The sequence below is a fragment of the Spiroplasma endosymbiont of Nomada ruficornis genome (assembly GCF_964030795.1).
GTDB lineage: Bacteria > Bacillota_I > Bacilli_A > Mycoplasmatales > VBWQ01 > Spiroplasma_E > Spiroplasma_E ixodetis_A.
The window spans coordinates 1077863-1101488 of record NZ_OZ034962.1; the positions used below are offsets into that span (position 1 = coordinate 1077863).

The 23626-nt window shown below is 23.3% G+C and carries 41 protein-coding genes; 10 read left to right on the top strand and 31 right to left on the bottom strand.

Annotated features, from left to right (window positions below; all coding sequences use genetic code 4):
• Nucleotides 1-8: 8 nt before the first annotated feature.
• The 21 genes from AAHM79_RS06545 to AAHM79_RS06645 form a co-directional block, all read right to left on the bottom strand.
• A complete protein-coding gene (locus AAHM79_RS06545) occupies nucleotides 9-131 on the bottom strand; it encodes a hypothetical protein (protein WP_338957828.1) in 123 nt (40 codons plus the stop codon).
• Nucleotides 132-135: 4 nt separating this feature from the next.
• Nucleotides 136-2028, bottom strand: coding sequence for a hypothetical protein (locus AAHM79_RS06550; RefSeq protein WP_342257420.1), 1893 nt, complete (start codon nucleotides 2026-2028; stop codon nucleotides 136-138).
• 3 nt (nucleotides 2029-2031) lie between these two features.
• Nucleotides 2032-3729: a hypothetical protein gene (locus AAHM79_RS06555; RefSeq protein ID WP_342257321.1), complete on the bottom strand. Its 1698-nt coding sequence runs from the start codon at nucleotides 3727-3729 to the stop codon at nucleotides 2032-2034.
• Between the two features lie 11 nt (nucleotides 3730-3740).
• Nucleotides 3741-4925: a hypothetical protein gene (locus AAHM79_RS06560; RefSeq protein ID WP_342257421.1), complete on the bottom strand. Its 1185-nt coding sequence runs from the start codon at nucleotides 4923-4925 to the stop codon at nucleotides 3741-3743.
• A gap of 18 nt (nucleotides 4926-4943) precedes the next feature.
• On the bottom strand, nucleotides 4944-5321 hold the full coding sequence (locus AAHM79_RS06565; protein ID WP_342257219.1) for a hypothetical protein: 378 nt from the start codon (nucleotides 5319-5321) through the stop codon (nucleotides 4944-4946).
• A 16-nt stretch (nucleotides 5322-5337) separates the two neighbouring features.
• Nucleotides 5338-5529, bottom strand: coding sequence for a hypothetical protein (locus tag AAHM79_RS06570; protein ID WP_338957816.1), 192 nt, complete (start codon nucleotides 5527-5529; stop codon nucleotides 5338-5340).
• Between the two features lie 34 nt (nucleotides 5530-5563).
• Entirely contained in the window at nucleotides 5564-5722 is a 159-nt protein-coding gene (locus AAHM79_RS06575) for a hypothetical protein (protein ID WP_338957552.1), read from the bottom strand.
• A gap of 15 nt (nucleotides 5723-5737) precedes the next feature.
• Nucleotides 5738-6121: a hypothetical protein gene (locus tag AAHM79_RS06580; RefSeq protein ID WP_342257220.1), complete on the bottom strand. Its 384-nt coding sequence runs from the start codon at nucleotides 6119-6121 to the stop codon at nucleotides 5738-5740.
• Between the two features lie 115 nt (nucleotides 6122-6236).
• Nucleotides 6237-6509: a hypothetical protein gene (locus AAHM79_RS06585; protein WP_342257221.1), complete on the bottom strand. Its 273-nt coding sequence runs from the start codon at nucleotides 6507-6509 to the stop codon at nucleotides 6237-6239.
• Complete coding sequence (locus tag AAHM79_RS06590; RefSeq protein ID WP_338957557.1) at nucleotides 6478-6753, bottom strand: hypothetical protein; 276 nt, start codon at nucleotides 6751-6753, stop codon at nucleotides 6478-6480. The genes AAHM79_RS06585 and AAHM79_RS06590 overlap by 32 nt, the downstream gene beginning before the upstream one ends.
• Nucleotides 6746-6889, bottom strand: a complete 144-nt coding sequence (locus AAHM79_RS06595) for a hypothetical protein (RefSeq protein WP_338957559.1) — start codon at nucleotides 6887-6889, stop codon at nucleotides 6746-6748. The genes AAHM79_RS06590 and AAHM79_RS06595 overlap by 8 nt, the downstream gene beginning before the upstream one ends.
• Nucleotides 6890-6959: 70 nt before the next feature.
• Nucleotides 6960-7454, bottom strand: coding sequence for a hypothetical protein (locus AAHM79_RS06600; RefSeq protein WP_342257318.1), 495 nt, complete (start codon nucleotides 7452-7454; stop codon nucleotides 6960-6962).
• A complete protein-coding gene (locus AAHM79_RS06605) occupies nucleotides 7393-7617 on the bottom strand; it encodes a hypothetical protein (protein ID WP_342257317.1) in 225 nt (74 codons plus the stop codon). The genes AAHM79_RS06600 and AAHM79_RS06605 overlap by 62 nt, the downstream gene beginning before the upstream one ends.
• 61 nt (nucleotides 7618-7678) lie before the next feature.
• Nucleotides 7679-7885 (bottom strand): hypothetical protein, encoded by a 207-nt coding sequence (locus AAHM79_RS06610; protein WP_342257316.1) that lies wholly within the window; start codon nucleotides 7883-7885, stop codon nucleotides 7679-7681.
• A 17-nt stretch (nucleotides 7886-7902) separates the two neighbouring features.
• The gene (locus AAHM79_RS06615; protein WP_338957563.1) at nucleotides 7903-8064 is read right to left on the bottom strand and encodes a hypothetical protein; all 162 of its coding nucleotides are present in this window, start codon (nucleotides 8062-8064) and stop codon (nucleotides 7903-7905) included.
• A complete protein-coding gene (locus AAHM79_RS06620; protein ID WP_342257315.1) occupies nucleotides 8040-8360 on the bottom strand; it encodes a hypothetical protein in 321 nt (106 codons plus the stop codon). Before AAHM79_RS06620 ends, AAHM79_RS06615 begins: the two co-directional genes overlap by 25 nt.
• A 12-nt stretch (nucleotides 8361-8372) precedes the next feature.
• Nucleotides 8373-8786, bottom strand: coding sequence for a hypothetical protein (locus tag AAHM79_RS06625; RefSeq protein WP_342257422.1), 414 nt, complete (start codon nucleotides 8784-8786; stop codon nucleotides 8373-8375).
• Between the two features lie 2 nt (nucleotides 8787-8788).
• Complete coding sequence (locus AAHM79_RS06630) at nucleotides 8789-8953, bottom strand: hypothetical protein (protein ID WP_338957566.1); 165 nt, start codon at nucleotides 8951-8953, stop codon at nucleotides 8789-8791.
• Between the two features lie 134 nt (nucleotides 8954-9087).
• Nucleotides 9088-9282, bottom strand: a complete 195-nt coding sequence (locus tag AAHM79_RS06635; protein WP_342257314.1) for a hypothetical protein — start codon at nucleotides 9280-9282, stop codon at nucleotides 9088-9090.
• Nucleotides 9283-9345: 63 nt separating this feature from the next.
• Entirely contained in the window at nucleotides 9346-9606 is a 261-nt protein-coding gene (locus AAHM79_RS06640; protein ID WP_342257423.1) for a hypothetical protein, read from the bottom strand.
• 12 nt (nucleotides 9607-9618) lie between these two features.
• Complete coding sequence (locus AAHM79_RS06645) at nucleotides 9619-9750, bottom strand: hypothetical protein (RefSeq protein ID WP_342257424.1); 132 nt, start codon at nucleotides 9748-9750, stop codon at nucleotides 9619-9621.
• Nucleotides 9751-10305: 555 nt separating this feature from the next.
• Between AAHM79_RS06645 and AAHM79_RS06650 the strand changes: the two genes are divergently transcribed.
• From AAHM79_RS06650 to AAHM79_RS06665, 4 genes are all read left to right on the top strand, one after another.
• On the top strand, nucleotides 10306-11520 hold the full coding sequence (locus AAHM79_RS06650; protein ID WP_342258244.1) for a potassium transporter TrkG: 1215 nt from the start codon (nucleotides 10306-10308) through the stop codon (nucleotides 11518-11520).
• Between the two features lie 21 nt (nucleotides 11521-11541).
• The gene (locus AAHM79_RS06655; protein ID WP_342257425.1) at nucleotides 11542-12396 is read left to right on the top strand and encodes a bifunctional 5,10-methylenetetrahydrofolate dehydrogenase/5,10-methenyltetrahydrofolate cyclohydrolase; all 855 of its coding nucleotides are present in this window, start codon (nucleotides 11542-11544) and stop codon (nucleotides 12394-12396) included.
• A gap of 13 nt (nucleotides 12397-12409) precedes the next feature.
• Nucleotides 12410-13159 carry a hypothetical protein gene (locus AAHM79_RS06660; protein ID WP_342257426.1) on the top strand — a complete coding sequence of 250 codons (750 nt, stop codon included), beginning with the start codon at nucleotides 12410-12412 and terminating at the stop codon, nucleotides 13157-13159.
• A 165-nt stretch (nucleotides 13160-13324) separates the two neighbouring features.
• Complete coding sequence (locus tag AAHM79_RS06665; RefSeq protein ID WP_342257427.1) at nucleotides 13325-13897, top strand: hypothetical protein; 573 nt, start codon at nucleotides 13325-13327, stop codon at nucleotides 13895-13897.
• Between the two features lie 19 nt (nucleotides 13898-13916).
• Here the strand turns inward: AAHM79_RS06665 and AAHM79_RS06670 are convergent, their stop codons facing one another.
• From AAHM79_RS06670 to AAHM79_RS06690, 5 genes are all read right to left on the bottom strand, one after another.
• A complete protein-coding gene (locus AAHM79_RS06670; protein ID WP_342257428.1) occupies nucleotides 13917-14861 on the bottom strand; it encodes an IS30 family transposase in 945 nt (314 codons plus the stop codon).
• Nucleotides 14862-14947: 86 nt separating this feature from the next.
• Nucleotides 14948-15406: a TIR domain-containing protein gene (locus AAHM79_RS06675; RefSeq protein WP_342257429.1), complete on the bottom strand. Its 459-nt coding sequence runs from the start codon at nucleotides 15404-15406 to the stop codon at nucleotides 14948-14950.
• Nucleotides 15407-15555: 149 nt separating this feature from the next.
• Nucleotides 15556-16263, bottom strand: a complete 708-nt coding sequence (locus AAHM79_RS06680) for a hypothetical protein (protein ID WP_342257430.1) — start codon at nucleotides 16261-16263, stop codon at nucleotides 15556-15558.
• A 127-nt stretch (nucleotides 16264-16390) separates the two neighbouring features.
• The gene (locus AAHM79_RS06685) at nucleotides 16391-17026 is read right to left on the bottom strand and encodes a zonular occludens toxin domain-containing protein (protein WP_342257431.1); all 636 of its coding nucleotides are present in this window, start codon (nucleotides 17024-17026) and stop codon (nucleotides 16391-16393) included.
• A gap of 88 nt (nucleotides 17027-17114) precedes the next feature.
• Nucleotides 17115-17330: a hypothetical protein gene (locus AAHM79_RS06690; protein WP_342257432.1), complete on the bottom strand. Its 216-nt coding sequence runs from the start codon at nucleotides 17328-17330 to the stop codon at nucleotides 17115-17117.
• A 269-nt stretch (nucleotides 17331-17599) separates the two neighbouring features.
• Between AAHM79_RS06690 and AAHM79_RS06695 the strand changes: the two genes are divergently transcribed.
• Entirely contained in the window at nucleotides 17600-17899 is a 300-nt protein-coding gene (locus tag AAHM79_RS06695) for a hypothetical protein (RefSeq protein WP_342257433.1), read from the top strand.
• A gap of 51 nt (nucleotides 17900-17950) precedes the next feature.
• A complete protein-coding gene (locus AAHM79_RS06700) occupies nucleotides 17951-18253 on the top strand; it encodes an integrase core domain-containing protein (protein ID WP_342257434.1) in 303 nt (100 codons plus the stop codon).
• A 70-nt stretch (nucleotides 18254-18323) separates the two neighbouring features.
• Here the strand turns inward: AAHM79_RS06700 and AAHM79_RS06705 are convergent, their stop codons facing one another.
• The 3 genes from AAHM79_RS06705 to AAHM79_RS09670 all read right to left on the bottom strand — a co-directional run bounded on the left by AAHM79_RS06705 (nucleotide 18324) and on the right by AAHM79_RS09670 (nucleotide 19234).
• Nucleotides 18324-18776 carry a GNAT family N-acetyltransferase gene (locus tag AAHM79_RS06705; RefSeq protein ID WP_342257435.1) on the bottom strand — a complete coding sequence of 151 codons (453 nt, stop codon included), beginning with the start codon at nucleotides 18774-18776 and terminating at the stop codon, nucleotides 18324-18326.
• A 108-nt stretch (nucleotides 18777-18884) separates the two neighbouring features.
• Nucleotides 18885-19019, bottom strand: a complete 135-nt coding sequence (locus AAHM79_RS09665; protein WP_425289558.1) for an IS3 family transposase — start codon at nucleotides 19017-19019, stop codon at nucleotides 18885-18887.
• Nucleotides 18995-19234, bottom strand: coding sequence for a hypothetical protein (locus AAHM79_RS09670; RefSeq protein ID WP_425289543.1), 240 nt, complete (start codon nucleotides 19232-19234; stop codon nucleotides 18995-18997). The genes AAHM79_RS09665 and AAHM79_RS09670 overlap by 25 nt, the downstream gene beginning before the upstream one ends.
• A gap of 227 nt (nucleotides 19235-19461) precedes the next feature.
• Between AAHM79_RS09670 and thyA the strand changes: the two genes are divergently transcribed.
• From thyA to AAHM79_RS06725, 3 genes are read left to right on the top strand one after another with little or no spacing between them, the layout of a single operon-like run.
• Entirely contained in the window at nucleotides 19462-20331 is an 870-nt protein-coding gene (gene thyA, locus AAHM79_RS06715) for a thymidylate synthase (RefSeq protein WP_342258245.1), read from the top strand.
• Nucleotides 20331-20819, top strand: a complete 489-nt coding sequence (locus AAHM79_RS06720; protein ID WP_338959497.1) for a dihydrofolate reductase — start codon at nucleotides 20331-20333, stop codon at nucleotides 20817-20819. Before thyA ends, AAHM79_RS06720 begins: the two co-directional genes overlap by 1 nt.
• A gap of 5 nt (nucleotides 20820-20824) precedes the next feature.
• Nucleotides 20825-21562, top strand: a complete 738-nt coding sequence (locus tag AAHM79_RS06725) for a lysophospholipid acyltransferase family protein (protein WP_342257436.1) — start codon at nucleotides 20825-20827, stop codon at nucleotides 21560-21562.
• Nucleotides 21563-21813: 251 nt separating this feature from the next.
• Here AAHM79_RS06725 and AAHM79_RS06730 read toward each other — a convergent pair whose 3' ends face one another.
• Together AAHM79_RS06730 and AAHM79_RS06735 are read right to left on the bottom strand one after the other, a co-directional pair.
• Nucleotides 21814-22089 (bottom strand): hypothetical protein, encoded by a 276-nt coding sequence (locus AAHM79_RS06730; RefSeq protein WP_342257437.1) that lies wholly within the window; start codon nucleotides 22087-22089, stop codon nucleotides 21814-21816.
• Between the two features lie 168 nt (nucleotides 22090-22257).
• Nucleotides 22258-22557, bottom strand: a complete 300-nt coding sequence (locus AAHM79_RS06735; RefSeq protein WP_342257438.1) for a hypothetical protein — start codon at nucleotides 22555-22557, stop codon at nucleotides 22258-22260.
• Between the two features lie 111 nt (nucleotides 22558-22668).
• On the opposite strand from AAHM79_RS06735, the gene AAHM79_RS06740 reads away from it, so the two are divergent.
• Entirely contained in the window at nucleotides 22669-23619 is a 951-nt protein-coding gene (locus AAHM79_RS06740) for an IS30 family transposase (RefSeq protein WP_342257439.1), read from the top strand.
• Nucleotides 23620-23626: the final 7 nt, after the last annotated feature.

Consider the following 23626-nt stretch of genomic DNA (forward strand, 5'->3'; position numbering starts at 1 on the left):
TCTCCTTTCTAAAATATTTGATTAATTTTTAAGACAATTTTTACTATAATAAATATAATTAAACCAGCAACAGCAGAAGATAATAAAACTCCAATTAAACTTAAAATAATTTTTATAATTTTTCAAATCATAATTTTATTCCTGTAATTCTTCTACTTTTCATGTATTACCTTTATCGCTACCTTTTAAAGAATAAATAGTAATAAATTTTGAGTGTTGTACTGATAAAACTAAGACATTAGTATTATTGTTAAAAACTTCTATTGGTACACCTGCTATTTTTGTATTAGTTATAATAAATTCTTTAATTGCAAAAACATTATTATATATATTTCAAGAATAATAAACTTTATATCTTTTATTAACTATAAAATCATAAGTAATTTGTCAATTATCTCATTTATTTTTTTCTCTTATTCCTACTTCTTTTCAAATTGAACTACTTGGAGGAATTGGAATTGGTTGTGGTTGTTTTTTGATAATTTCATTAATAGCACCAGCAACAGTTTTATCAGTAGTTTCTAAATTAGGAATTTCAGTACCAATAGTATTTATAGAAAAAGCATATTTGAATTGGTCTTTATCCATTTTATTGTCTAATTTTTTATCTACTTCTTCTTTTTTATAATAATCAGTTAAATCAGTTTTCCCGCAAGTAGCACTAATTTTATTATTTTCATCAATTTTAATATTTTCACCAGCAATTAACTTATCTTGTTTTTTATCTAATAATTGATTTGTTTCTAGTTTTGTATAATAATCATGTTCAGTATTTTCTTCTGCTATAAATTCAGTTGGTGTATCTATTCCTTGATATTGATATATTTCTTCTATATCACCAATTAAATTAATTTTTCCAAGTTCAGGATAAGAATTACCACCACCACTAAATTGTTTCTTTTTATTGTTATAGTAAATAGTTCCAATATTTAAAATATTTTTATTTTGTATTTGTTCTCCATAAGTCATGGAATCAACATTTAACAATTCAAATTCGTTAAAAACATTATTTAAATAAATTTTAATTACTTTATAAAATTTCATAAAGTTATTTTCTGTTGAATATTGATAACTGATTTTAATAAAATATCATTTAAATATTTCTATATTATTATTTTCAACTTTTTTTCATAAGGGACTAGTTTCAATATTAAATCAATTATTTTTAACATCATTAATATTTTCGTTTGTTTTAATTAATTCACTATTTAATTTGGTAATTTCATTTTCATTTGTAGTAATTCGTTTTTGTTGTTTAGCAGAAAAATCACAAGTTGGTGCATGTGTATAATCACCAATTTGTGGATTGTTTTGTAAAACATCAGGTGGTAATGTTCCAATTTCATTAGGTCAATCTAAAATCATAGTTTCAGTTTTTGAGTCATATTCTGTTGCAACATAACCTTTATTTATTAAATTTGTAACTGGTCCCCTATATGTTTCATTTTTATTACCATTAATGGTATCATCATATAATTTTATTTGCTTTGATAATGTAAATTCTTTTTGTTCTTGAATTAATTCATTAACTTGGTTTCTAGTATAAAATGCTTTTAAGTCAATTTTTTCAACATCTATTTCATCATTATTATAATTTGAAAATATTTGTTTTAATTCTGTTAATCTTGCTCATATTTTCATTCTACTAGGTGCTAAATCTCAAATATTAATCGTAGGAGTACTACTTGCAATAAATTGATTACCATTATTAAATTGAATAGTAGCATCAACATTAAATTCAATTGGTGTACGATTAAATACTCAATGTTCAACCATAACATAAACCATATCTCTTAAAGTTTCTTTAATTAATTCATCTTTAAAACTATCAAAAGGAAATTTAGATAAAATAAAATCAAGATAAGCATTAATATCATTTTGAGCACGAATAGCAAATGTTTTAAATCAATCATCAACATTTGGTCATGTATTTATATATTGTCGTGGTGTTTCTGTAATTGTTCCAGTTAATGGATATCAGTTATTATAATTTTCTAAACTGACACCAGTTCAAAGTTTATTAATCATATTTTATCATTCCTTAAAAAATGCTTTTTTATAACGTTTGGTTTTGGATTTAGTTTTTCTATGTGATATATGTATAATTTCTTTTTGTAATTTTTTATTTCCTTTTTTTACAACTTGATTATATGCAAATTTTTCTAAATGTCTTAACAATCCAGTACCAAATACAGTATTAACTGATAATTTTAAACCCACCCTTTTAAATGATTTATTGACATTATCAATAGGATTATTAATAACATTAACTACTTTATGATAAGTTCTAATTGTCCTTAATATTTGCCTATAAATTTTAAAACTATCTTTAATCATTTGTTGTACAACTGGTAGAGCAAAAGCAATACTTTTTAATCATTTATTTTGACTAACTCCATATCCAATATATCAACCGCTATATCATCTATATCAATGAAATGGATGTATTTGAATAACAAAAGTTTCTGCTTTGATAATACTATCAATAACTACAATTGGTTTATATTTAGGATTACGATGATAAATAGTAATTCCACATTTATCTAATGATAAAGGTTGAATTTTACAAGCCATAAATACTGGTGAATTTAATGGAATTAATTGTGCATGTTTAATTGCTTTCTTTTCAGCACTTGTAAATACATCAATTGTTTTTTCTTTTAATTTATTAATTTTTTCAAATGCTTGTTTTTCTAATTTTTCGAATTTCTCTTGTAATTTATAAATATTTATTCTTATTTTTTCAAAATATGAAGTATCTTTTCAAAATTTATTTAAACCTTTTTTAAAATAAAATTTAATATCAAAATATTTAAAAGTTTGATTTGCTTTTAATACTAATTTATGAATTGAACTATTTTTAAAATTAAATTTAATTGCATTAGCACGAATTTTTTGTAAATCTAAAATTAAAGATTTTCCATATCTATTTTCTGCATGTATTGTATGAACTAAATTTAATCAGTCATGTTGGTTCATTTTTAATACTTCTTTTAAATCAGTATTATATTTTTGTAAAAAATTGTTTGCTTTATCAATATCTTTAATTTTAAATTTAGGAGTTAACTGTGGACTTAACTTTATTAATTCATTTTGTAATAATAAATAATTTTTTAATTCTTGTACTTCTAATTTTGCAAAATTATTTTTATATTGTCTTTCAGCAACAAAACCTAAATTTTGTATTATTGTTTCGCGATTTGGAGCATGGTTATAATTAAATAAATAACGTTTATTTCCAATAATTTTATCTGTTAAAATTTCTTTTCCACTTACTTGACTAATGATTTCTTGTAAATTTTTTGCTTTTTTAATGCCAATTTGTTCTAATGTTTTAGTTTTTTCTGCTAAACTAATAAATTTAGTTGTACGATAACCACGACTAATTCTATTAAGTCCAGCAAATGCAGGTAATATATTAAAAAAAGTATTTAATGGTGTAACATTTCCTTTTAAATAATCATAAACTTGATTAATAGTAAAATCAGTTAAAAACTCTACACCAACAGCACTAATACTAGCAAGTAAATCACTTGCACCTAAACCAAGTGCTAAACTTTCACTTAATCCACCAGTAAAAGGAGCAAGTGCTACTGCTATTACTTGTACACCAATCATTTCTAAAATTTCTCATCATCAACTTTTATGTTCTTGTTGTTGACTTGTTCTAGTATGTTTTGGTTTATTTATGTTTAAAAGTATTGCTGTACTAGTTGTACCAATTGGCATAATAATTATCCTTATTTAAGAGTTATTTTTATAGGATTTGTTGAACCTTGATAATTTTTATCAGTGTCATTAGTAGTGATTACTACATATAAATCTCCTGCTTTTTGGTTTTGATTACTTACATCCACTTGACCTTGGGCATCACTAAAATAATTAATAATTGGAGTTGTTAAATTTGGATTTAAATTATTTAGTTCAGTTGTATTTTTAATTGTTGTATCTAATAATTTATTCTTTTTAGTAGTATCAGCAGTAATATTAGTTGTTAATGTTGTAATTTCTTCACTTAAATATTTTTTATTAACAATACCACATAACATTCATCTTGATTCTGTTTCTGAGTTTGACATATAAGGAATAGATTCTCCTGTTACTTGTCCACCAACTAAATATCTTTTTGGAACTTTACCATCTTTAATATCTTCAACATATATACTAGTTTGTTGTAACATATATCTTTTCATTGCTTTTGGTGTTGCTAAAACAAAATTCATAATTTGATTTTTATTTTCAGTATTTTTAAATGTCATATAATCATCCATAACAATTTGACATAATACACCTTTAATATATAAATTTGTTCCATTTAATCTTAATTGTTGTGCTAGTTGATTATCAGTAATTAAACCTTTATTATCTGCTAAATAAACTAAAGTATCATAAAGACTATTTGTTATAAAAAATTTACAATTATTACTATTTCTTAATTGAAATAAAGTATTTCATGCTGATAACATTGATTTTAAATATCCTACTGGTGTTGTATCAGTAATGATTACTTTTTTGGCAGATTTAGCAATTGTATTTGTATCATTATTTGCTAAATAATCTGCTAAATCATTAGCAACTTCATATTGCATACTTTCTAGTAAATTTTGCCCATTATCTGCAAATAAATCAACTTCACCAATCATTTCTCCTGTACTAGCTTCTTTTGTAATTTCTTTAATAATTTTATCAGTATCAACATAACCAACTTCTAATCCTTTACTTTTATCATTTCAATGAAGTATTTTGAATGTTGGGTCTTTTGGTTTTTTAACTATAAATTCAATTTTTGTAGAATTAACCATTTCAATTGGAAAAAAACTTGCTCATGGACTATTTGATTGTTTATAAAATTCTATAAATTCAGGTGTTTCTACTAATTTTGTAGTATTATCTCAATTTTGTTTAAATGGCACTGGATTTGGCATTTTAAATTTTCCTTTCTTTTATAAATTATTTTTCTTTTTATAATCTAATAAACTACTTTTTATTGAAGTTTCTTGATTTGTTAATATTGTTTCTTGTTTACCACCTGTATTAATTGGTTCTTTAAATAGTGGTTGTTCTTTAATCATTTTTTTAATAGTTTCTTCAATTTTTGAATTTTCTATATTACTTGTTTTAAATTTTAAAAATTCATAAAATTCTTTTTTAACTTGATATTTTTTAAATATATTAATTATTTCTTTTTCTTTAATTTCTTGATTAAGTTTATTTAACTTATTTTCTAATTCAACAATCTTAATTTCTTGCTCTTGTTGTAAATTATTATTTTCAATTAAAGGTTCAGTATTTTGTTCAACATTAGTTTCATTTTCTAACATTTAAATCACACCTTTATTATTTATTTTCTTTTCCATTAATTTTTTCATTAAGTTTTGCTAATTTTTTTTGATGTTTCATCACTTTATTATTTCTTCTAATATGTTTTGGAGTTGTAATAAATCTTTTAAATCAAACAATTAATTCTCTACAAATTAATGTTCCTACACTTGTTCCAATAATAATTAATTCATGTAAAAATTCTTTCATTTTCAATTATTTCCTTTCAATTATTTATTTTTAATTATTCGTCAAATTGACCATTATTAATTCTTTCAATCATTGATTTTGAATTACTTATAATAGTTACCAATAAAGATATTTCTTTATTTAATTGTTCCATTCTTTCTTTATATGTCTGAATTTCATTGTTATAATATTCAATCAATTTTTCTTTATTCATTAGTTATCATCTCCTTTATAAACTATCATATGTAGTTGGTCTTTCATATAAAACATCACTACTTCCACTATTATTACTAATAGCATCACTATTAATTAATCTTCTTGTTTCATTTGTAAATGATGTTTCTTGCATTTCTTGATTATAATTTGTAGTTTCCATAGGTAATAAATTATGTATAATTTCACTTGCACCAGCAACTATTGTTGGTACTGCATAAGCATTATTAAAATCATTATTTATACCCATAGCTACACCACTTGAAATTAGACATCCACTAGTTGCCATATTACATATTTTTCTTATTACTTCAAATCTATTAGGTATTAGTTCACTTAACCCACCAATTAGATTTGATATACCATAAGTACTTAAACTAATATATGTATCTCAATCCATTTGTTGTTTATTATCATTAGTTAATAATAATGGTCATGGTGGTGTTTCTGTGGTAGTAGTTGTTAATCAAGGTGGTGGTTCAGGATTAGGATTGATTTTTGTAAATTTTGCATAATTAATTAAACCAATAGTTCCTAAACCTAATAATATTTTTTTTACTTGAATTTAATATTTTCTTTTTAGTACTTGGCATTTGATTTAAGTTTCATATATCAATTCCTAACTTTTTACTAAATAATAAAGCATTAATACTTCCTAATACTGGATTACCAATAATTTGACCATAATAAGCACTTGTACCAATCATTGCTGATAATGGACTTATTCCAATTCTTATTATTTTTAATAAAGTATAGTTATTTGATTGTACATTCGTGTCATTTGGCATTTTCATTTACTCCTTCATTTTTTGGTTTAATAAACACTTCAACTCAACCTGTATAGTGAACGTTATCACCAACTAAAATAGCAGTATTTGCATGTGGTTGAGAAACAACTAAATATTCAGCAATAACATTAGGATATTTTCATAAAATAATTGCTTTTATATCATTACTATCTGTTAAATCTTTGGGATTTGGTGAAAATATTTCTATTTTATCTTGACCAAATAAATCTGTTAATTTAGTCATTATCAAATTCACCTTTTTCTATTTTTTCAATTAATAAATTTAAAATATTTTTGTCCAAATCAGAGTTTGTATAATTAATTTTTTTAGTTCATTTAATTATATCTTTCATATATTTAAGTAATTTTTCTTTATTCATTATTTATTCTCCTTATTTAAATAATATCAACCAATTAATAAACTATCTGCTTCATCATGATTTGATATTTTTATATTTCAATTATTTCTTTAATAATTTCTTCAGCAACATATATACTTAGTTCTTTATCTCAAGGTCTTAATCAAAAAATAGGTGGGTCATAACGTTCATATCATTTCTTTCATTCACTTGGACTTATTAACATATCTTTTGTTAATAATTTATTAAATTGTCCTGCAATAAAACCACGTAAATGTTCTTGAGTTTCATAACCAATACCATTTTTTGAATTAAAAGTACCACGTTCAATAATTAAATCCAATTCATTATCATTAACTTTTATATCTCAATAAAATTTTCTTTGTCCATCATATTCTTTTAAATTATAACTTTTAACAAATATTGGTTTTCAATTTCAAAAATCATATTTATCATGTAAATAAACTTTTTTTCATAAAGTAAATCCAGTATTTTTAATACTTGGGTCAATTGAAAGTAAATAATTAGTCATTATCAAATCACCGGTCTTTAATTCTGGTTTTAATTGGTTTATAAACTTCTTCATAATATCCGTTTAAGCGATATGTGTTTTTAAGATATTGCATAAATCTTTCTTTATTAATACAATTTTTATGTCTTGATTTATTAATTTCATCAACTTTATTTCTATGTTCTTTATCACCTTGATAACAATGTTCACATACATTTCTCAGCAGTTTTTTTCGCAAGTAAATAAATCATGTTTTTTATCACATACACAACAATCTTCACAACATACTTCTTTATTCATTATTTATTCTCCTTTCTATTATTTCTTTCTTGCTTTATTAAGAAATTTATTCAAATAATTTGATTATCACCATCACCTAATTTTTTTAAAAGATATTCATATCTTTTCTTAAAATCTTCACTATCAATATCTCTATCTTGGTAAATTATTTTTTTCAATTTTTTTATTTTATACAAGGTTTTTGGAGAATATATTTCTCCATGCATGCAAAGAAAACATTTCATTATTTATTCTCCTTATTTTCAATTTGATTAGCAATTTCACTTAATATTTTTAATACTTTATATTCATTTTTTAATTCTTTAATAATAAATATTAAAAATATTATTAGTGTTATACTTGTTATTAATATTGGTGCTATTAATAAAATTTCTCATCATATCATTTTTTACTCTTTTCATTTTTTAAATCATTTAACATTAATTGAACAAAATACACGATTTTAGGAATGTTTAAAGTATTAAAAATTTGACCAGTGACAATAATTTCATCGTTTTTGTTTAATAAAATACATCGGTTATAAAATTTTGGATTATTAAAAATTAAAGTAACATAGTTTAAACCATTTCATTGACCACGAACACTATAATATAATTCTTTATTACCTTTTTCGTAATATTTTGCTTCAATAGTGTTACTTAGTTTTACTGTTAATTTGACATAATTGGCTTTATCTTTCATTTTTATAATTCCTTAAATAGTATTAATGTGTTTATATGCATCTTGTTCATGTTTTGTTAATTTTATATTTCCTTTATAATTTGTTATTTTATTTTTATTTTTTGGTTGGTTTTCTAGATAATCTCAGTTGAAAACATCTTGTACTAATACCATTAATGAACCAATAATTTTAGGAGTTGCTAATGGATTAGTTAATAATTGTTTTGAACTTAAAAAGAAATTTTCTACAATAACTAATATTTTGTTTTCAAAAAATTGTTCTTTGATTATTGATAATATTCTTTTATAACGATTTTTACTTTCAAAAACATGTGTTGTGTTGAATGTTTCTGTATAAATAATCCTATTTGTTTCATTTGAATATATAACAATTCCATTATTACCAATACCAGCGGGGTCAATCCCAATAATTAAGTCATATTGCATTATTAATCAAATTCACCATTTTTAATTTTTTGATTTAATTGAGATATAAGATTTAATCTTCCATTAAAACAACTTTTTCAAAGTTTAGTTACTTTTTCATCGTCTCTCATTTCTTTATTTCATTCTCATTCATCTTTAAGATATTCAAGTATTTTTTCTTTATTCATATTTATACCTCCTACTTAACCTAATATTTAAAATACAGTCATAACAAATTGCTTTACTATTTTTATCTCTTAAAAAATATTTTCTTGTTTTTATATCATTAGTATTAAAGAATAAATAATCTAATTTATTTTGTTTACATGTTCAACAAAAATACTTTTTCATTATGAGTTGAAATTTCCTTATAAGAAGTAACTATATAATTAATTGGTAAATCATCATGTTTATATGGATTATTTATTTTAAAACCTTTTCTGTTTTCTTCTCACGTAATGTTATATTTAAAACAAGGATTAGTAATTTTAGTTTTGTTATCTGTTATTTCACCCATAAATCAACTATTATGCTGTTCATAAAATGTTAATTGTTCAAGTTTTATATCATTAAGATAATATTATTTTGGAGCAGTTGGTTTATTAACAGTTATTTTTTGGTCTTTAATATATGGTTCTAATAACTTTATTAATTCATTACCACTTAATTCTTTTTTAATATTTTCTAAATTAAAAACTCAATATGTGCAACTGTTATCAACAATAAAAGAATTATTTTTAATCATTCATTTTGGAAGAGATAATTTATATTCAACATAATCAATAAGAATAGATTGTGGTTTATCTTTAACAATTTGTTCTTTTTTAAATTCTATTTGCATAATAATCCTTTCCTAATATGTTCTGTTGCTTCTAGCATAAAGAACATATATTTTTATTCTTAGATTATTAATAATACTACTATTTGTTTTATTCATTCCAGCCATTCTGGGCTCAAAAATAAATTGTGAAATTTTAAAAAACATTGAGGCATTCGATTCAATATTTATTTAATTTGCGTTTAGCAAATTAATATTTTAATTGAACCGGTCCCGCTCAATTTTTTTTACAAGTTTGAAATTTATTTTCTCGCCCAAAAATTTTTCAAAAAAAAATAAAAAATAAAACCAACACTTGCTCACTTGGTAGTGGCAAGGTTGGTTAAATAAAGAATAATAGTTGGTCCCCACTCCGGGTCTATATATACTAGTTTCCAATTCGCTCCCACCCCAAGAATTACCATTTCTGGTTAGTATATTTTATTAGGTATCACTCCACTTTTTATTTATCCATGCAAGTCCACATGCTAGCTACTATTTTTAACAACTATGTTGTAGTTCACTTTTTTAGTTCCCAACACGTGTTGATAATAGTGCTAAAGACGGTTATTAAAAATTTTAAAATTTTACAATTACAAAAAAAGACAAGAATTTTATTCTCGTCTTTTGTCATTTATTTTTTAATTTAATAGTTTAAAAAAGAAAGGAGTTATTTTTAAAAATTTTTATTTATCGACATCTTCGGTACGCTCCCTAATTTTAATTAAATTTGGTGGTATTGGTTTAATTACAGTTAAACTAGCAATATTATCCTTATTTGTATTTAATCGACATACTAGTTTAAGAGAAAGATTACTAATGCAAGGTGAACGTGGCTCTAATAAATTAGGAACGACTATTGATGTATTAAAAATTGGGATTATTGTTATGACAATTACTGAATTTTTGGGAGCAATTGTTTTATTTTTATATTTTTATTTTGTGCCTATCTCAGGAATAGAATATGGTCTAAACAATAATACAGGTTACTATAATCACATACTATTAGCATTATGATCGGGAATTTTCCACTCGATTTCTGCTGTTAATAATGCTGGTTTTGATATAGTTGGTATAACTTCATTAGAACCTTTTCAGAGTGATTATTTTGTGCAGTGAATTTTTATTATTGAATTTGTAATTGGTGGTATTGGTTTTCCTGTTTATTATGATTTATATCATTGAATTAAAAATAAAACTCATGGTAAAAAATTTAGATTTAGTTTATTTACTAAACTAACATTAATAACATATTTTTTAGTTGCGATATTGGGTGTTAGTAGTGTTATGTTTATTGAATATTTTTCACGTAATGTCATAACTCCATCAAGGCAAGAGCCCATTTTTAAAAATTTATCGACATCTGATGCAATTATGGCTGTTTTTTTTAATACAATGTCAACAAGAAATGCTGGATACTATACAGTTGACTTAAATAAATTTCACCTTGCCTCACAAATGATCCAATCATTAATGATGTGAATTGGTTCTTCACCAGCAAGTACTGCCGGAGGAATTAGAACGACAACTTTAGCAATCATTCTTTTAACAATTTTTAATATTGCCCGTGGCCGTAATGATGTTTTTGTATTCAAGCGTAAAATTCCTAATCAAACTGTTCGTATGTCATTTATAGTCGGCACACTTGGTTTTATTTTAGTTTTTGTATCAGTAATGATTATCACAATTGAAAATGTTTTTATAATAGATAATTCTGATATGACCTTTGCACAAGTAATTTTTGATGTTTCAAGTGCTTTTGGAACAACAGGACTTTCATTATTTGATAATTCCAAATTAGGTATTTTTAGTCAACTTAGTTTAATTTTTGTCATGTTTGTGGGACAATTAGGAGTATCAACTACTGTTCTTGCTTGAAGTGATCGTAAATCAAAACCAACGATAAGTAGAGTTGAAGAAAACGTATTAATTGGATAAATTAAGAAACGGTGAACACATATGATAAAAATTTTAGATGGTAAAATAATTGCCCAGCAAATTAAAGCAAAAATTAAAGCACAAGTAACAACTATTACTAATCGTAAACCTAAACTAGCAGTAATAATTATTGGTGAAGATTTAGCATCACAAATGTACGTACGAACTAAAATTAAAGCATGTCAAGAATGTGGTATTGATGGACAAGTATTTTCACTAACAACAACAGTAACACAAAAAGAAATAATTAATAAAATTGAACAATTAAATAGTGATAATAATATTGATGGAATTTTAGTACAATTACCACTACCAAAACATTTAGATACATTAGCAATTATTAATAGCATTACTATTAATAAAGATGTTGATGGTTTAACAAATATTAATGCCGGAAGATTATTACAAGGTGATAAAAAAGCAATGTTGCCTTGTACAGTAAAAGGTATTTTAAAATTACTAAATCACTATCAAATTCCCATTTCTAAACAAAATATTACTATCATTAACGATAGTAATATTGTTGGTAAACCATTGGCTTTATCATTAACTAATATGGGAGCAACTGTTAGCATTGTTCATAAATTAACTAAAGACTTAACTCTTTATACTAAAGAAGCTGATATCATTTGTAGTGCTACTGGTGTCTATAATATTATTAATAGTAGTCAAGTTAAACGTGATGTTGTTATTATTGATGTAGCAATTAATTATCAAGGTAAAGAAAAAAAAGTTGTTGGTGATATTAATTTTGAAATAATAAAAAATACCGCTTCAGCAATTACTCCTGTGCCTGGTGGTGTTGGACCAATGACTATTGCCATGTTATTAGAAAATTTAATGATTTGCTATCAATTAAATAATAAATATAATTAAATTGGAAAATTAAATGTTAAAGAAAAATTGGATTAAAAAAAGATTAAATAATATTGAAAAAAATAATTTAGAATTATTAAAATTTAAGTTTTTAAAAGAAACTATTTCAACAAATAGTGTTTATTTTGATAGTCCTTTACATTTTTTAAAACCAGAAAATTATTCAGATTATCAAATACATAATGAAAATAATACTATTATTTTTAAAATAGAAGTTAATATACAAAAATTATATGATGATTGAATAAAAGGAATGAATAATTTTGCTTGAGATTATATTTTAAGTAAAAAATATATAAATATTAACACTGAATATAATTTAAAAACTAATGAGTTTATTAATAAAATTAATCAAAACTTATTTCTTTTAAAAAATAATATTTACGTTGTAAAAGTTTGAACCTCAAAAATAGTAAAAAATAATTTCAATATTTCTTCCTTTGAAAAAGATTGAGAAGAATTTAACGATGTTGGATATTGATGAATAGATAAAGATACTTTAAATAAAGAAGTTTCTTTAAATGAAAAATTACGTTTTACTTTTAGAAATTCATCAGATTATTTAATAAAAGAACTATTATTTAAAGGAAATCATGAAATTACAATAAAATATGTTGAAACTGAAACTGAAATTGAAATTACTACTAAAGGTTATAAATATAAAAATTCTAATTGATGAAAAAGAAATTGATCATGATTTATTTCAATATTTATTTCAATTTTAGCCCTTTTATTTACAATCATATTTAACTTTTTAAATTAATATAAAACATTAAAGTTCTAAATCAAAAAATAAATAATATTGTATGCAAAAATTATAAAATTTGTTATAAAAATAATCATAAACTAAACTTATAGTTTTAACTCATTACTTTATTTTTAAAGTATGTGGGTTTTTTATTTTTTTAAAAGAAAGAGTACAAAAATTATGAAATATTTTAATCCAAACTATTGATTTAAACTATGATTATTAATCACAACAGTTTTTAATAATCAACTACAAAATACTAATGCTAAAACAATTTATAATAAAGAAACTATTAAAGATTGAAAACCTAAAAATATATCTATTGCAGATTGTACACAATCTAATGATCAAGACATTACTTGTATTCATGAAGCAGGACATACAACAATTATTTTAGATTCTAAATTTAAAAACAAATTTCAAAAGTTAGAATCTATCACTTCAGATTTCCAATACCTTGGAAGAACAATATCTGATCAGTTTATACCTTTAAATCAAATTAAAAATATAAGTGATAATGACTTATATACCTTATTACGAATTGATTTAGATGGATTTGCCGCTGAATCTATGTTTTTTGATAGTAACCCTTTAAAATATATTATTGGACAAGCAAGAATTATGGATTCAAGTGACTTACAAGACTATCACAATATTTATCAAGAAGAGTTTGAAGTTAGAAAATTAAAACCCTACAATGAAGAACCTTTAAATTTTATAGGTAAACAATTAAATGAAACAAGAAAAAGCTAAATTGTAAAGGTAAGTGCAACTAAATTATTTTTCTATCCAAATATTCGATTGGTGAAAGATAATTTAATATTTTTCTCGGTCTTTGATTTAAAGACAATATAAATTTATGAACTTCATTTTTATTAGTTTTTGAAAAAATAAATTTTTTAGGAAATTTTTCTCTAATTAAACCATTAGTATTTTCATTAGTACCTCTTTGTCAAGGTGAATATGGATTGGCAAAATAAATTTTTACATCTAAATTTTTTTCAAGTTGTTGTCAATTTGAAAATTCTTTGCCACGATCAAAAGTAATAGTTTTAACAATGTTTTTAGGAAGAATTGATAAATAATAACTGACATTTTTATTAATAACTTTAGTAGTTCTGTTTTTAACTAATATTGCTAAAGTAAATCGTGATACTCTTTCAACTAAAGTTATTAAACATGATTTGCTTTTACCTCGTGATGATACTATAGTATCTCCTTCTCAATGACCAAGTGTTATACGATCATTAACATTTATATCTCGTTCTTTAATTGATTTACCATTAAACTTGCCACGATTTTCTTTAGATTTTCGTTTTTTACCTTTTCTTCTTAAATTTTTACTAGTAACTTTATCAAGCATTCCAAAATAAATTCAAGTATAAATTGTTTTAAAACTAATAACTCACTCTTTATGAAAATTTTTAATTCTGCCATAAATTTGTTCAGGTGATCAACCTAATAGTAATTTTTGTTGTACATATTTTACTAAATTCTTATTTTTAAACTTATGCAAACTAATATGTGATTGTTTTCGATTTTCAGCTTTATTTTGTGCAATTAATGAAAAATAATGATTATTATCTTTATTTCTATTAATTTCTCGAATAATAGTACTAATACTTCGATTAAGATTTTTAGCTATTTCACTAATTTTAAATTTCAAGTGATTCTCAATATAAATCCTTTCATCTATGCCAAGATGTTTATAACTCATATAAAAACTCCTTACTTTTTTCTAAACTAAATTTAGCATTATGAAATTTTTATATGAGAATTTTTTGCAATTTTATTTACTTGCACTTACAAGTATAATTCAGCATTTATTACGGTTTCATATATTCTTTGACCAGCATTTTCTTGGGTGATTAAAGAAGAATAATCACAAGTGTTATTAAAATTACAATTTGTTTTTGCTTTTTTAATAAAATCAGCAGTTAAAAGTATTATAAAACTATTTATTTTCTTTCTTCTATTTAAACTTCCATATTTATTTAATGAAGCTTCAATTTCTCAGTCAATATGTTGTCTACATTTTGTATGTATTCCTAGAATAAGAATAGTAATAGTTGTATCTTTTAAATGATTTTGTCTAATAGTTTTAGCGATTTCATTATTTGATCATGTGGTATCAATATCCCCTATTTCTACAGACATGTCTTTTATATTTAAATAATTAGCATACTTTTTAATTAACTCTGCTAATTGGTCTTTTTCTTCTTGTTCTCTTAGATGATGATATGAAATAAAAATTTTTCTCACTGTTTAACTCCTTTTTTTAACATTATTAAAAATTATGTTTTATAATTTTTTTGATTATAAAACATAAGTCTTAATAGGTAATTTTAAAGATATTGTTTTAAAAATTTAAATTTGTTTTTTACTTATATTTTATTTAAACATTTAATATTTTAATCTGTGTAGTTTAATAATTTTTTGATTTGTTCATTAGTTGCAGTTGAAAGTGAAAGTATTGAAATAAAATATAAGTATTTGTTTTCTATTAAATCTTTTCTAACTTTATCAATTTGTTTTCAAAAATCTTCGATTTCTTTTTTGCTTAAATTTTCATCATTAATGATGAAATTACCATTAGTGTCTATTTTTGTTAGTGATCTACTAGCAATTAAGATTGGTCTGATTTTTAAATTCATAATTTTTAAAATTACATCTGTTACTAAGTTATTGTTATCGGAAGTTAATAATATTTGTTTACTTTCATCAAAAGTATTTTTAATACTTTTAATTGCTTCAGAAACTCTTCCTTCGGATTTATTTACTAATATTGAACTTGTCAAAATTATAAAAAAATTTCAGGCAATTTTTGTTGGTTTTTTATTAATTCCACTTTCTGATTTTAGAAATTTTTTAAATAAATTTATATCAACATCTCTAATAAATATTTCTTTAAAATATTTTCTTAGTTTTATTTTTAATTCTTTTTTCGTTCCTATGATTTGACTAAAATCATTTGAAGAAAGTATTCTTTTAACTTTGTTTTTTTGTTTATAATTTAATAAAAATTTTATTAGTAAAAACATTAAAAGTAATATAAAAGAAATAAGTAAGCTAGAACCAGAAATAACACCTATTCAACTAAATACTTCATTTTGACTCAATTTAATTTTCCTTTCAAATAACATGAAATATGATATTGATATCAAGTATATAGGGACTACGTCCCTCGCCACTACGTGGCTCACCCAAATTATAGTCCCAGTAGGTTCACTGGGACTATAACTATTTTTATTTATCTTTATTTTTAGGTTTATCTTTTTTCTTTAAAATATTATCTAATTTATCTAAACCAGCAGACTTAATATAACTATAAGTCATATCAATACTACTTGCTTCTTTAAGATATTTCTTAGGTGATAATTCACTTTTAAGTTCATGCACATAATGTAAAGCACGTGAATTATACCTTTTTAACCAGTGTCTAGGAAAAAATAAAGTCATAGCCATTGCTTCACCACTATAACTTGGAGGCATAATGCCTTTTTTAATCATTTTCTTTGTTCTACGTCGTGAAAACACTACTTTATTATAATCATCAATATTAGTATATAAATTAAGATTAAATATAACAACAAAGCCCAAAAAACGCATTCTTTTAACTTGCACAACATACTCTACTTTTTCTCTTGCTTGTACTGGTATTCTATTAGGATGTTGTTCAATCAAATACATAGTACCATTAAACATATGACCTATTAACTTACAAAATTGTCCTAAACTTTCTTGTTGATTTTTAAACTGTACTCCTAAATCATTAGAATTTATCTTTAATGCTAATTCATCTAAAATTATTAAATCTTCTTCTTCAAAAGCATAATTACTTGCTAACTGATTAAAAGTAAAAACATCATTATAATTAACCAAATAAGAATAACCATTTTTTAAATAGAAATATCATGTTTTGCTTTATTAATATCTTGCATATTATCAGCATAAGTCAAAGTAACAAAACTTAAAACCTTTGAATTATAAAAATTATGATACGCTTTATGTGTATTAATTTTGTTTTAGTCCGAATTGCATTATTACGTAATTTTTTATCATTAATCCCTAAATTTTTAATACCAATTTCATTACGTTTATTATTTAAAATAGCACTCATAGGCAAAACTATATTTTTAACATAAGCACCATAATAAACTTTTTTAATATAAAAATTTTCTTCCATATATAAAAATCCTCGACAGCATTATTAATTTTATATATTTTTTTACTAACAAAATAATCATAACACAAAAAACAAAATAATTAATGAATTATCTTGCGGTGAATTGTGATACTTAATTGAATTGTGATACTTAATTTAATCTTAATTATACATAGACATAATAAAAAATAAATATTTATTAAGTGTATTTTACAAATTTTTGAATATGTGAAACGGTCACCCCTAAGTTGCAAAAAACAATGTTTTGAGCTAGTAAGGAGACTCTTTTTATGACAAGATATAGTAAGGAACTAAAATTAAAAATAATAGAACAATATTTTGCTGGTAAATCTGCCACAACATTAAGCAAAGAAAATAAAGTTAGTAGAAAGATAATTTATATTTGATTTATAGCACCTAATTTACTAAAACAATCTGATGATAGCATTAGTTTTAGTGTTAATAAACCATTAGAAAAAATTGCTTTAGATATTAGTGAATTTAAAATTAATAATCAAAAATTATATTTATTAGCATTTGTTGATTTTTATTCACGAAAAATAGTATATCACCACTGATCTAAAAATTAAGAAAAATCACATCTTATAAAATCTTTAAAAAACATGTCTAATAAATATAATTTGCATAATACAATCGTTTATACTGATCGCGGAATACAGTTTAGAACTCATGATTATTGAAATTATGCTAAAAAAAATAATATTCAATTAAGCATGACAGATGGCTATGCTTCATATCAAAATGCAATTGTTGAAACTGTATTTAAAATTTTAAAAGTTGTTTATTTTAAAAGACAAAAATTCAAAAATATAAATGTATTTTTATTACATATGAATCATGGTATTTGAAAATATAACAATACAAGATTCCATACAAAAATAAAAAATATCCCAGAAAAAGTGTTTCAATTACTTTTTCACTAGAGTGTAATTATTGCAACTTAGGGGTGACCCTTTCCCTCAAAATATCAAAAGTGGTCCAGTAAATTAGGAACTAATCACCTTTGAAAATTAAATTTATTGTTGGATAAGGTAAATTAAAATTATCCAATTCTTTTCTATCATTAAATATAAATCCATTTTTTAAATAAAAACTGTAAGCTCTAGTATTTTGTTCATTGACATCAACTTGATTTATATTAAATTCTTTAATTAATTTTTTTAATATTTTTGAACCAAATCCTTGATTTAAATAATTTATATCTAAAAATAAAGCTTCTAATTTTTGTTCTAAAATAATCGAAAATCCAATAACTTGGTTATAATCATTTTTATATAATAATTGAACATTTAAATTATTTAAATTTTCTTTTAGTGTTTTATTAAATAACAAAAAATGTTCATGTTTTAAAAACACATGTGTTTTTAAAACATTTTTTTTCCAAATTTTATGAACCAAATTAAAATCTTTATTTTCTTTTACTATTATATATTTAAGATTTTCCACAAATTTTTCTTCCTTTATGTACTGTTTTTAAATTTTATCACATAAAGTGTTGCCTTTTCAACTAAAATGGCATTGGTTAGATAAGTGGAATGGCAACCCTTTTTAGGACTATTTTTTGGTAGACATTTGTTTTTGATAATTAATTGGAGTTAAGTAGTTTAGAGTGCTATGAATTCTTATGTTGTTATATCAATTGATATAATCAAATAATTGTAGTTTTAATTGGATAAATGATGTAAAAATTTGTTATTAATAAATTCAGTTTTGAAAGTTTTAAAATTTGCCTTAGCAACAGCATTGTCATAAGGACAGCCTTTTTTGCTTAAAGAGCGGGTAATGTTGAATGCTAGTAAAAGTTTATTAAGAGTTTTATTATTAAACTCATTACCGCGATCAGTATGAAATATTTGGATATCTTTTAAAAAGCGATTTGATTGCTTAAATGCTTTATGTACCAATGATGCATCTTTTTAGTACCTACACTATATCTACAATAATTTCACGGTTAAATAGGAAAGGGTCGCCCCTAAGTTGCAAAAAACAATGTTTTAATTTAGTAAGGAGACTTTTTTTATGACAAGATATAGTAAGGAACTAAAATTAAAACTTAGATAAAAAAATATTTTTTGTTAAAATATAATTGATTTAATTTGATTTAATTTGATTTATGAAAGAGGTAATGATTATGAAACAATATTTAGATTTATGTCAATATGTTTTAGAAAAAGGATATAAAAAAGCTGATAGAACAGGCACTGGTACTGTTTCTACTTTTGGTTATCAAATGCGTTTTGATTTACAAAAAGGTTTTCCCATATTAACTACAAAAAAAGTTCATTTTGCTTCTATTGTTCATGAGTTATTATGATTTATTGCTGGTGATACTAATATTGAATATTTAGTTAAAAATAATGTTAGAATTTGAAATGAGTGACCTTATAAGAAATTTATGGAAAGTAAAAAATATCAAAATGAAACTTTAGAAGAATTTGTTGAAAAAATTAAAACTGATAATCAATTTGCTCTTGAATTTGGTGATTTAGGACCTGTTTATGGTAGACAATGACGTAATTTTAATGGTGTTGATCAATTGCAGGAGTTAATAGAAAATTTAAAAAACAATCCTTTTTCACGAAGACACATTTTATCAGCATGAAATCCTGCAGAAATTAAGAATATGGCACTACCACCATGTCATACTTTAATTCAATTTTACGTTTCTGATGATAAAAAATTATCTTGTCAATTATATCAACGTAGTGCAGATATTTTTTTAGGAGTTCCTTTTAATATTGCTTCTTATGCATTATTAACAATAATGTTAGCACAAATATGTGGCTATCAGTTAGGAGAATTTATTCATACTTTAGGTGATGCTCATATTTATAGTAATCATTTTTCACAAATTAATGAACAATTAAGTAGAAAACCAAAATCATTGCCAATTTTAGTTATTAATAAAAATATTACTAATTTATTTAATTTTAAATTTGAAGATTTTAAATTAGAACAATATGATCCATATCCGTTGATTAGAGGTCAGGTTGCAGTATAATGGTAATTTTAGTTTGAGCAATGACCAAAGAAAAGGTAATTGGTTTTAATAATAAATTGCCCTGAAAAATTAAAGAAGAAATGCAATATTTTCAGAGCATTACTTTAAATAAAAATGTATTAATGGGTTCAAAAACTTTTGAAAGTATTGGCAAACCACTAAAAAATCGTTACAATATAGTTGTTACTAATCATCAAGAACGTTATCAACAATTTCTAAATGATAATAATATTACTTTCACAAATGATATTATTTCATATTTAAAACAATATCAAGGTAATAAAAAAAGAGATATTTGTATTATTGGTGGTGCTGAAATTTATAAGCAGGCATGAGATTATGCTGATTATTTATATGTTTCAGTCATTAAAAATTTATATAATGGTGATCTTTTATTTCCTGTTAGTAATTTTTCTGATTTTAAATTAATCAAAACAACAGAATTTGCAGAATTTGTAGCGAATGTGTATCAAAGAAAGGAAAAATAATAATAATGAACATTTGAAAAGCAATTTTAACTTGACCTTATTTATTACAAACTTATAGTAAATCAGGTTCAATGACAAGAAAGGTATTAAAAGACCCAAGTTTAGTTTCTGAAGCAAAACGATATATTTGATTGAAAAAACGTGTGCGTTATATTAAATGATTATATAATATTAAATTAACCGTTCATAACATTGAAAATTGACCAAAAAGAAAAGGTTGTGTAATGGTTGCCAATCATCAATCAAATTTTGATCCATTATTAGTATTATCGGTAAATGATTATAGTTTATATGCACCTTTAGGTTTTATTGCAAAAGAAGAATTAAAAAAAAGCCATTTGGCACGAAGATTTATTTTTTTAATTGATGTTTTATTTATTGATCGTAATAATCCACGCACAGCAATTACGACTTTTCAAGAAGCAAAGGAATTAATTAGAATTCCGCGTACAATGATGATTTTTCCAGAAGGAACAAGAAGTCATCAACAAGAAATGCAAGAATTTAAAGCAGGTGCTTTTAATATGGCATATCAATCTTATGTACCAATTATTCCTGTTACTATTATTAATTCTTATCAAATTTTTGATCGAAAATATAAAGGCAAAAAAGATATTCATCTTATTTTTCATAAGGCAATTGAACCAAGTGAATTTATTAAATTATCTACTGATGTATTATCAAAGCAAGTATTTAATATTATGAAAAAAGGAATTGATGATTTTAGCAATAATAAAATTTAAGTAGTAATAATAAAAGGTTGTTAACTAACAACCTTTTATTATGTTTAAGAGTCAATAATTAATTTCTGATGTGATTTTTGTTTTTTATAATTACGTAAATTTTTTACTGATGTAATTATTAGTGAAGAATATGTATATCAAATTATTACGATAATTAATCATAGTAGGATATTAATAAATTGTTCTTTATTTAAGCCAAGACCATTTTGTAATAATAAGAATACACTTAAGTAAGCACAAATAACACCAATTTATCCACCTAGTGTGAAAGCAATTGCTGGTTTAATTTCATAGTTTTTATCTTTAATAAAACGTGTACCAGCAACTGGCATTAAAAAAGCTGCAGATCCCATCATAATTGGAAAAGCACATTCAGCGTTAAGACCTAATAAATAAGTAGTTGCCATTGCTGGAGCATAAATACCAATGCCTAATGCCATGAAAGCACCAAGGATAAAGAATATACTAATACCAACCAAATATTTTCATCAAATATCAAGACTATTATTATTACCCGCTGTTGGCATAATTCCAATTTGTTTTTGACCTAAAAGCATGATAATTGAAACAATAAATAATAGAACGCCAATAAATAGTTGTGATCAACTAAGTTTAATTTTATTTGCGATAATGGCGCCTAAATAGGCACCTAATGTTGCAGCAGAAATTAATGAAACTAGTGTTGGTCATGCTACTTAAATTAAAGCAATAAAAATAATTGCTTCTAAACAAGTAGGAATACTATTACCAACATTCATAATTCCTAAAATTTTTTTATCATTACGTACCTGTTTTGTTAATTTTAATAAAATAATACTTACTGCAAATGAACCAATACCAATTGTGTCACAAAAATCAGCAATAAAACCAATTATTCCTAGTTTTCAAAATCGTTGTTTAAAATTATCTTCAAAATTATGGATATGTTCTTTATCAAATTGTGAATAACTATTTTTTATAAGATATCATGTAAAAATTGCTACTATTATTAACAAAATAGTAGCTGAATTATACTTGTAAGTGCAAGTAAATAAAATTGCAAAAAATTCTCATATAAAAATTTCATAATGCTAAATTTAGTTTAGAAAAAAGTAAGGAGTTTTTATATGAGTTATAAACATCTTGGCATAGATGAAAGGATTTATATTGAGAATCAATTGAAATTTAAATTTAAAATTAGTGAAATAGCTAAAAATCTTAATCGAAGTATTAGTACTATTATTCGAGAAATTAATAGAAATAAAGATAATAATCATTATTTTTCATTAATTGCACAAAATAAAGCTGAAAATCGAAAACAATCACATATTAGTTTTCATAAGTTTAAAAATAAGAATTTAGTAAAATATGTACAACAAAAATTACTATTAGGTTGATCACCTGAACAAATTTATGGCAGAATTAAAAATTTTCATAAAGAGTGAGTTATTAGTTTTAAAACAATTTATACTTGAATTTATTTTGGAATGCTTGATAAAGTTACTAGTAAAAATTTAAGAAGAAAAGGTAAAAAACGAAAATCTAAAGAAAATCGTGGCAAGTTTAATGGTAAATCAATTAAAGAACGAGATATAAATGTTAATGATCGTATAACACTTGGTCATTGAGAAGGAGATACTATAGTATCATCACGAGGTAAAAGCAAATCATGTTTAATAACTTTAGTTGAAAGAGTATCACGATTTACTTTAGCAATATTAGTTAAAAACAGAACTACTAAAGTTATTAATAAAAATGTCAGTTATTATTTATCAATTCTTCCTAAAAACATTGTTAAAACTATTACTTTTGATCGTGGCAAAGAATTTTCAAATTGACAACAACTTGAAAAAAATTTAGATGTAAAAATTGATTTTGCCAATCCATATTCACCTTGACAAAGAGGTACTAATGAAAATACTAATGGTTTAATTAGAGAAAAATTTCCTAAAAAATTTATTTTTTCAAAAACTAATAAAAATGAAGTTCATAAATTTATATTGTCTTTAAATCAAAGACCGAGAAAAATACTAAATTATCTTTCACCAATCGAATATTTGGATAGAAAAATAATTTAGTTGCACT